This is a genomic window from Anaerococcus sp. NML200574 (genome assembly GCF_026131665.1).
Classification (GTDB): domain Bacteria; phylum Bacillota; class Clostridia; order Tissierellales; family Peptoniphilaceae; genus Anaerococcus; species Anaerococcus kampingae.
In genome coordinates this window covers 72,191-79,779 of record NZ_JAMXSM010000001.1, presented here as the reverse complement: position 1 = coordinate 79,779, position 7,589 = coordinate 72,191, and the positions used below count along the sequence as shown (strand labels likewise).

At 38.6% G+C, this 7,589-nt stretch carries 6 protein-coding genes and 1 other annotated feature; of the genes, 3 read left to right on the top strand and 3 right to left on the bottom strand.

The annotated features are described in order from the left end of the window. Positions 1 to 645: 645 nt before the first annotated feature. Entirely contained in the window at positions 646 to 930 is a 285-nt protein-coding gene (locus NH286_RS00390) for a GIY-YIG nuclease family protein (protein WP_106460863.1), read from the top strand. Between the two features lie 520 nt (positions 931 to 1,450). Here the strand turns inward: NH286_RS00390 and murJ are convergent. From murJ to NH286_RS00375, 3 genes are all read right to left on the bottom strand, one after another. After that, positions 1,451 to 2,956 carry a murein biosynthesis integral membrane protein MurJ gene (murJ, locus tag NH286_RS00385; protein WP_265235962.1) on the bottom strand — a complete coding sequence of 502 codons (1,506 nt, stop codon included), beginning with the start codon at positions 2,954 to 2,956 and terminating at the stop codon, positions 1,451 to 1,453. Between the two features lie 79 nt (positions 2,957 to 3,035). Next, the gene (locus NH286_RS00380; protein WP_321160839.1) at positions 3,036 to 3,770 is read right to left on the bottom strand and encodes an amino acid ABC transporter ATP-binding protein; all 735 of its coding nucleotides are present in this window, start codon (positions 3,768 to 3,770) and stop codon (positions 3,036 to 3,038) included. Further along, a complete protein-coding gene (locus NH286_RS00375; protein WP_265235960.1) occupies positions 3,748 to 5,322 on the bottom strand; it encodes an ABC transporter substrate-binding protein/permease in 1,575 nt (524 codons plus the stop codon). Before NH286_RS00375 ends, NH286_RS00380 begins: the two co-directional genes overlap by 23 nt. 61 nt (positions 5,323 to 5,383) lie before the next feature. Next, positions 5,384 to 5,611 (bottom strand) — a binding site (T-box leader). A 138-nt stretch (positions 5,612 to 5,749) separates the two neighbouring features. On the opposite strand from NH286_RS00375, the gene NH286_RS00370 reads away from it, so the two are divergent. After that, positions 5,750 to 6,538 (top strand): Mrp/NBP35 family ATP-binding protein, encoded by a 789-nt coding sequence (locus NH286_RS00370; RefSeq protein ID WP_265235958.1) that lies wholly within the window; start codon positions 5,750 to 5,752, stop codon positions 6,536 to 6,538. Between the two features lie 2 nt (positions 6,539 to 6,540). Next, on the top strand, positions 6,541 to 7,542 hold the full coding sequence (locus NH286_RS00365; RefSeq protein WP_265235956.1) for a DUF1002 domain-containing protein: 1,002 nt from the start codon (positions 6,541 to 6,543) through the stop codon (positions 7,540 to 7,542). The last annotated feature ends 47 nt before the right edge of the window (positions 7,543 to 7,589 follow it).

Below are 7,589 nucleotides of genomic sequence, written 5' to 3'. Positions count from 1 at the left end.
GGTCAGTTTTTTGTTGGGGGCTTTATGGATATGGGATAAAGCTAATGCCGATGTAAGTACAGAATACCTCATATACGAAACTATGAGATTTCTCGCAAAGCTCGAAATGGGAGTTGTTGCTGGCATCAGATTTTATTTTTACCCCTTATGGATAATCTTCCCATTATAAATCTTCTAGAGCTTAAGCCTACTACAGGACCAAATATTCTTGCTGGATTAACACCCTCACCCCGACAGAGCTTGCGACGAGGGGTCTCATGGATTATTTTATATAGAGATTAGTAGCTACATCGGGCCATGTCCGTATTTAGTTTCTATAGACCAATAATCGATGTACACACAGAACCACCCAATAAAAAGAACCATGAGGTTTCTCACATTCGTTCGAAATGGGAGTTGGTGCTGGTCGCTTACTTTTTTTTAAAAAAAGAAATGGGATATTTGTATTTAAAATAAATTTTAGGAATCATCATAAAGTGAGTACAAGCGTATACCCACCCCGAACGAACATTGTGAGGAGGGGTCTCATGGTTCTTTTTATATAGGGATTGGTCAATACATCGGGCCATGTGGGTACTTAATCTAATAAAAACTTCCCCTTATCAGATAAATATAATATAATAAAAGAAAAGGAGTTTAAATATCATGTACTACGTCTATATCCTAATAAACAAAGATAATTACAGAACCTATGTCGGCCATACCCACGACCTAGCAAAAAGAGTATGGGAACATAAAAATCACGTAGATCCAAATTCTTATACAGCGAGATATAATATTACAAAATTAGTATATTACGAATACGGAGAAGACTTTTATGCCACAAGGACTAGGGAAGATCAGATAAAAGGCTACGGACGTAAGAAGAAATTTGCCCTTATAGAATCAAAAAATCCTTATTTTAGGGAATTATATTATGATTTGTTTTAAGTTTTAAAAGGACAGACCAATCACCGATGTAAGCACAGAACCCTAGATAAAAAGAACCATGAGATTTCTCGCAAAGCTCGAAATGGGAGGGGGTGCTAGTCACTTACTTTTTTTGGAATAGATATTAATTTAGTTTATTTACAAGGATTTTTAGGAATTTGAGTGTAACTAGGAACCACACACCTCCATCCCGACAGAGCGAAATCGATGAGAAAGCCCGTCCGACTCGTGGAGGACTCTCATGGATTTGTATATATAGGGATTAGTATATACATCGGGTCATGTTGGTACTATATTAAGTATATACAAATCACCGATGTAAGACCAGAACCTTAGATAAAAAGAACCATGAGGTCCTCTCAGAGCCGGACGGGCTTGCCCTCACATTCGTTCGAAATGGGAGTTGATGCCTATTACTCAATCTTTCCCAGGATATATACGAATACATTCAATTAAATAGGAATTATATTGCAAAAAAGCCGCCAGGATCAATTACGCTTCCTGGCGGCTTTTAAATTTCTTATTTATTTTTCTTTACTTTATTCAAAAATTTTTCCTTTATTTCATCTACTCCATCGACTCTTAGGGCGAGTATTATGGCTAGGTAAATAGCTCCTGCTAGGGATATAGTAACCATGAGCCAGAGATTGCCTGGTCTTAGTTTGTAGAAGAAATTAGCAAATATTCCAAGAGCCCCTCCAGCAATAGATATCTTGCCTATATTTTTCATTATATATTTCATATCAAGTCTTCCAAAGTATTTGACATACATAAGACTTGCAAGGCCTACTAGGACAAATTGGCTGAAGGTTGTGGCCATTGCGAGTCCCATTAGGCCATATCTCATTCCTAGGACATAATCTAGGATTACATTGCAGATTAGCTGGCAGAAGGAGATTATGGTTGGGACTTTGGTGTTTTGCATGGAGAAAAATGATAGGTACAAGAGGTCTGCTATGGCTGGTCCTATTAGATAAATCGTGTAGGCAAAGAGGACGTCTGCTGTTCTTATCATATCCTCATAGGAGAAGGCCCCTCTCATGTAGACGAAGGATATTATTGGCCTAGATAAGACCATAAGGCCTACCAAGGATGGGATGAAAAGGATCATGATTTTGACCATGGTCTTTGATGTTATATCTTTCATGCCATCCAGGTCCTTATTTGCAGCTAGTCTTCCTACTATAGGATAGGCTGTGATTTGGAAGGGTACGATGAAGGTCGATGAGACTATCCTTAGGATTTTTAAGGCGTAGTTTATAACTGACACCCCGCCATCGTTTGCTACGATGGATGCAAAGGACTGGTCTACTATGGTTGAAATGTAGACTGCTGCCATTGAAAATATCGTAGGGATGGATAGGACTATGAGCCTTTTTACATCTTCTGATATTTCAAATTTGACCCTGGTTCTTTTAAAGCCTACCGCCTTTATCCTTGCTGGAAAGATTATAAATTGGAGGAAGTAGGCTAAAAATATGCCTACTGCCATTATATAAATATTTCCTTTTGATAGAGCCACTGTGATGGCTAGGATCACATTGAGGATGAGGAGGGGAAGGGCTGGAGTTATGAAGTCTCCCTTGACTTGTAAATATGATGAGAAGATGGCAGCGTAGATATTTGGGTACATGGTAAGTATTACTGCCCTCATAAAAAGGCTTGCTATCTTTAATTTATCTCCATCATAGCCTATGGCAAAGATTTTGACCACGTAGGGTGCAAAGACTAGACCAAGGATGGTGATGACTGTGCACAAAAATAGGGAGAAATTTAATAGGTCATTGGTAAATTCATCTCCAGCCGCCTCGCCTCTTTCCTTGCTGACCCTGGAATAGGTCGGGATATAGGTTTTGGATAGGGCGTAGGTTATGACTGAAAATATGAGGGTTGCTGCCGTTGTAGATGTGTTGAAGGCATCTGTTATGGCGCTTGTCCCATAAAAGAAGGAGAAGATCATTTCCCTGACGAAGGAAAATAGCTTGCCCACTAGGTTTAGGACCATCAAAATCAGCGTATTATTCATATTTCCCCCTTCTTTTTTTAGTAAAAGATAGATAAGCAAATCCCTGCTTATCTATCAATCTTTGTCTTATTTTTCTCATCTAATTATCTAAGAATCTCTTCAAGAATTCCTTTGTCCTTTCGTTTTTAGGATTTTCGAAGATTTCTTTTGCACTTGCTTCTTCTAGGATGATTCCCTTATCCATAAAGAGAACCCTGTCTGATACATCTCTTGCAAAATCCATCTCGTGAGTTACTACTACCATAGTCATACCACTTTTTGCAAGACTTGTCATTACATCTAATACTTCTCCTACAGTTTCTGGGTCTAGAGCACTGGTTGGCTCATCGAAGAGTAGGATTTCTGGGTTCATACAGAGGGCACGGGCTATGGCTACTCTTTGCTGCTGGCCACCTGATATCTGGCTTGGTTTGGCATTTATATACTTATCCATGCCTACAGATGCTAGATATTTCATGGCAGTTGCCCTTGCTCTTTCCTTGTCTATTTTTAGGACCTTTTCTTGGCCTATCATGCAATTTTCTAGGATATTTTTGTTGGCAAAAAGGTTGAAGTTTTGAAATACCATGCCCACCTGGCTCCTGTACTTTCTCCTGTCAAAGGAGTGGTCGAGGATGTTAGAACCTTCATAGATAATCTCTCCGCTTGTAGGCTCTTCTAGGAGGTTTAAGCACCTTAGGAGGGTGGACTTACCAGATCCTGATGAGCCGATTATTGTTACAACTTCGCCTTTTTTGACTTCTAGGTTGATATCCTTTAGGACTAGGTTGTCACCAAATTTTTTCTCTAAATTATTTACTTGAATTATTGACATTTGTTGCTCCTGTTGATGATTCTAGGATAAAGTCCCTATCGTTAAATCTTCTTTCTATTAGAAGGAGGATTCTTGTGATTGTAAAGGTTAGTACTAGGTAAATTACCGCTGTTATGAGGTAAGTTGGGAAGTATTGGTAGGTTGATCCAGCTACAGATTTTGACATGAAGAATAATTCTGTCACAGAGATTACATTTAGGACTGAAGTATCCTTGATGTTAATTACAAATTCATTACCAAGAGATGGCAAGATTGTCTTGATTGTCTGTGGCAAGATTATGTGGACCATGGCCTGAGAATTGCTCATGCCTATTGCCTTGCAGGCTTCAAATTGGCCGGCATTTACCGCATTTATTCCACCACGTACTACCTCAGATAGGTAGGCACCTGTATTGATTGATACTATGAGGATGGCTGCAAACATGGTTGAAAGGTCTATATCAAAATATTGTTTTAGACCGTAGAAGATGATTACAGATTGAACCATCATTGGTGTACCCCTAAAGACTTCTACATAGATTGAAAGTAGGGCATTGATGAATTTGTGGAAATAATAGCCGATTGGATTGGTCTTTTTATTTACATCTATCCTTCTTATTACTGCCACTACTAGGCCTATGATAAAGCCAAGTATTGTTGAAATTATAGCGATTAATAGGGTATTTACAACACCCTTTAGGAAGAGGGCCTTATATTGGTCCCAAATATCCTTCACTTCCTCAAAGAAGGTCTTGTGGACTTCTTCGGCTGTGGTTATTTTTACCATTTCGGTCATGATTTCATCTTGGACCTTGTCTATATCTAGGTCCTTTAGGTAGGCATTGACTTCTTCTGTCATTGGAGAGCCCTTGGCAAGGCCTACTGCAATTGTTGTGTCATCATCTGATGTCTTGAAGTTTTTATCATCATCAAATTTGATATAGGTTAGCTTTGGATTGGATGAAATAGCTGATTGGGCACCGGCTTCTTCTGATACATAGCCATCAAGGGTGCCGGCGTTGGTTGCAGCTATCATTGTAGGGAAGGAATCCATTGGCTCTTGCTTATCAACTCCCTCCATTTGGTCGACCACGTCGGCATGGAAGGTACCAAGTTGGCCTGTAATTTTAGCTCCCTTAAAGTCATTTATTGACTTAGCATCCTTATATTTTGAATCTTTTGGCACTACGACTACCATCTTTGCCCTATAATAAGGGAGGGAGAAGTCGATTTGCTTACGTCTTTCATCTGTTGGACTCATACCGGCAAGGATTGCGTCGATTTTACCGCTTGTTAGGGCTGGAATTAGGCCGTCCCATTCGATTTTGTAAATTTCTAGCTTTTTGCCCAAGTGGTCTGCAATTTTTTCTGCAAATCTCACATCGTAGCCGTTGGCATATTCTCCAGGTGAATTGGCTACTGGATAGCCACCGTTTTTGTCATTAACTTCTGAAAAGTTGTATGGGGCATAGTTAACCTCCATGCCAACTCTTAGCACATCTTCGCTTGCATGAGCATTTCCTACAGGTATAAGTAGGATGGCTGCTAGCAAGGATAAGAAAAATCTCTTCATAATAAATCCTTTCATAAAAATTTTTGTACCATCAAAAAAGCCCCTATTATCCGTCTTGGATAATAAGGGCGAAAATCGCGTTACCACCTTAATTTATGTATTTTTCACAAAACACACCTCTGAAAGTACAAACATACTCCTTTGCTATAACGTGCAAAACCCGTCCTTGGATCATAATCCCCAAGAAGACTCCAAGTTTTTATTCATAAAAGCCTCCGATACCCCTTCCCACCTAGCGGGGCTCTCTTAAATCTTCTTCTCTTATTACTCGTCTTTTCAAAGTCTTTACACTATAGTACATTAAATTCATATAAATGTCAAGCTCCCTTTTTCATTCCTTACAAAAATTTTAATGGAAATTAACTGCGGTTATAATATAATTAATCATGAAGCTTTAAGCTTTTTTGCGTTTAAGAAAGGAAATTTTATGACAAATAGAAAAATGAACTTTGATAAGTTTAAAATACAAACTCAGCCAGGTACTGAGATCAAAAAGATAATTGCTGTTATGAGTGGTAAGGGAGGGGTAGGAAAATCTTCTATTTCTAGCCAAATAGCCACACTTTTACAAAACAAGGGCCACAAGGTAGGCATCCTTGATGCCGATATCACCGGCCCATCTATAGCAGAAGCCTTTGGCATAAATGAGCCAGCTAGAGGAACTAAGGAAGGAATCATGAACCCTGCCAAGGCAGACAATGGGATTAGTATTATTTCTACAAATATGATCTTGCCAAATAAGACAGACCCTGTTGTGTGGAGATCTTCAATTCTAACAAATGTTTTGAAACAATTTTATACTGATGTAAATTGGGGAGAGATTGACTATCTAATAGTAGATATGCCACCGGGAACAGGCGATGTACCACTTACAGTCTTCCAATCCTTGCCAATTGATGGGGTAGTAGCAGTAGCCACTCCTCAGGGTCTAGTGGAAATGGTTGTTGAAAAATCAATTAAGATGGCAAAGATGATGGGTAAAAATATCCTAGGCATAGTTGAAAATATGTCTTATTTCAAATGCCCAGATTGCGGAAGCGAACATGCCATCTTTGGCAAGTCCAATATAGAAGAAGTAGCTAAAAAATATGACATAGATACCCTAGTCAAGCTTCCAATTGACCCATCAATTGCAGAAAAAATTGACCAAGGTATGGCAACAGAGATTGAAAATACTCTTCTTAACCCAATTATAGAAAAAATCGAGGCACTTTAATTATGAAAAAGAAAATTTTAGGCCTTGTGGCAGCTTTTTCAATATTCTTGACAAGCACCGCCTTTGCAACAAGCTTTAATAAGTCAAACGACGATATAATCTACGGTGTGGCCCTAAATGACCAACAAAGAAAAATCGTAGACAATGCTATCGGAATAAATACAGATGATTACAATGTGGGAACTGTAAATGGAGCTGACCTTAAAAAATACCTAGGCTATGGGACAGATGATTCAAACATGATTTCATCAGTGACAGTCAAAAGACTTCCTAAAGGATCAGGTATTAAGGTAAATATCAAAACTCCAGGCAATATTTCTCAAATAACAGAGGCCCAATACACCAATGCCGCTATAACAGCAGGCATAACTGATGCAGAAATAAATGTAGCTAGTCCAAAACCAGTTACAGGAGAATCTGCCCTAGTCGGGGTCTACAAGTCAGAAGAATACCACGGCCAGACTATTGACGTGGAAAGAACAAAGACAGCCCAAGAAGAGCTAGCGACTGTAATAGAAGTGGCCAAGGAAAATGAAGGCAAGGATGGCTTTGATTCCAAGGACCTAGATAAGGCAGTGATTGAAGTAAAACAAAGGCTAGCCGACTATAAGGAAAAAAACGGCGAGACAGCTTCAAATGATCAGATTGCAATCTTTATCAAGGATGCCCTAAATAATGTAAATATGGGAGATATATTATCAAATAATAATATCAATCTTTTGGTAAATTATTTTAATAACTACCAATCTACTTCTGCGATAGATTCTAAGGAAGTAAGGGACAACCTCCTAAAACTAGGCAAGGACCTAGGATCTAAGGCAAGTAAATTCTACGCTGACAACAAAGATACCATAGATAAGTTTGCCAAAGACAATAAGGAAAATATCGAAAAAATCGCCAAAGACGCCAAGGATTCAGGTCTTCTTGATAAGATAATAGCCTTTATTAGGGATATTATAAATTCAATCATGGGCGGAGATTCACAAGATCAATCAAATAATTAAGCATTAAAAAAACAGACTTTTGTTAATTCAAAAGTCTGTTTTTAACT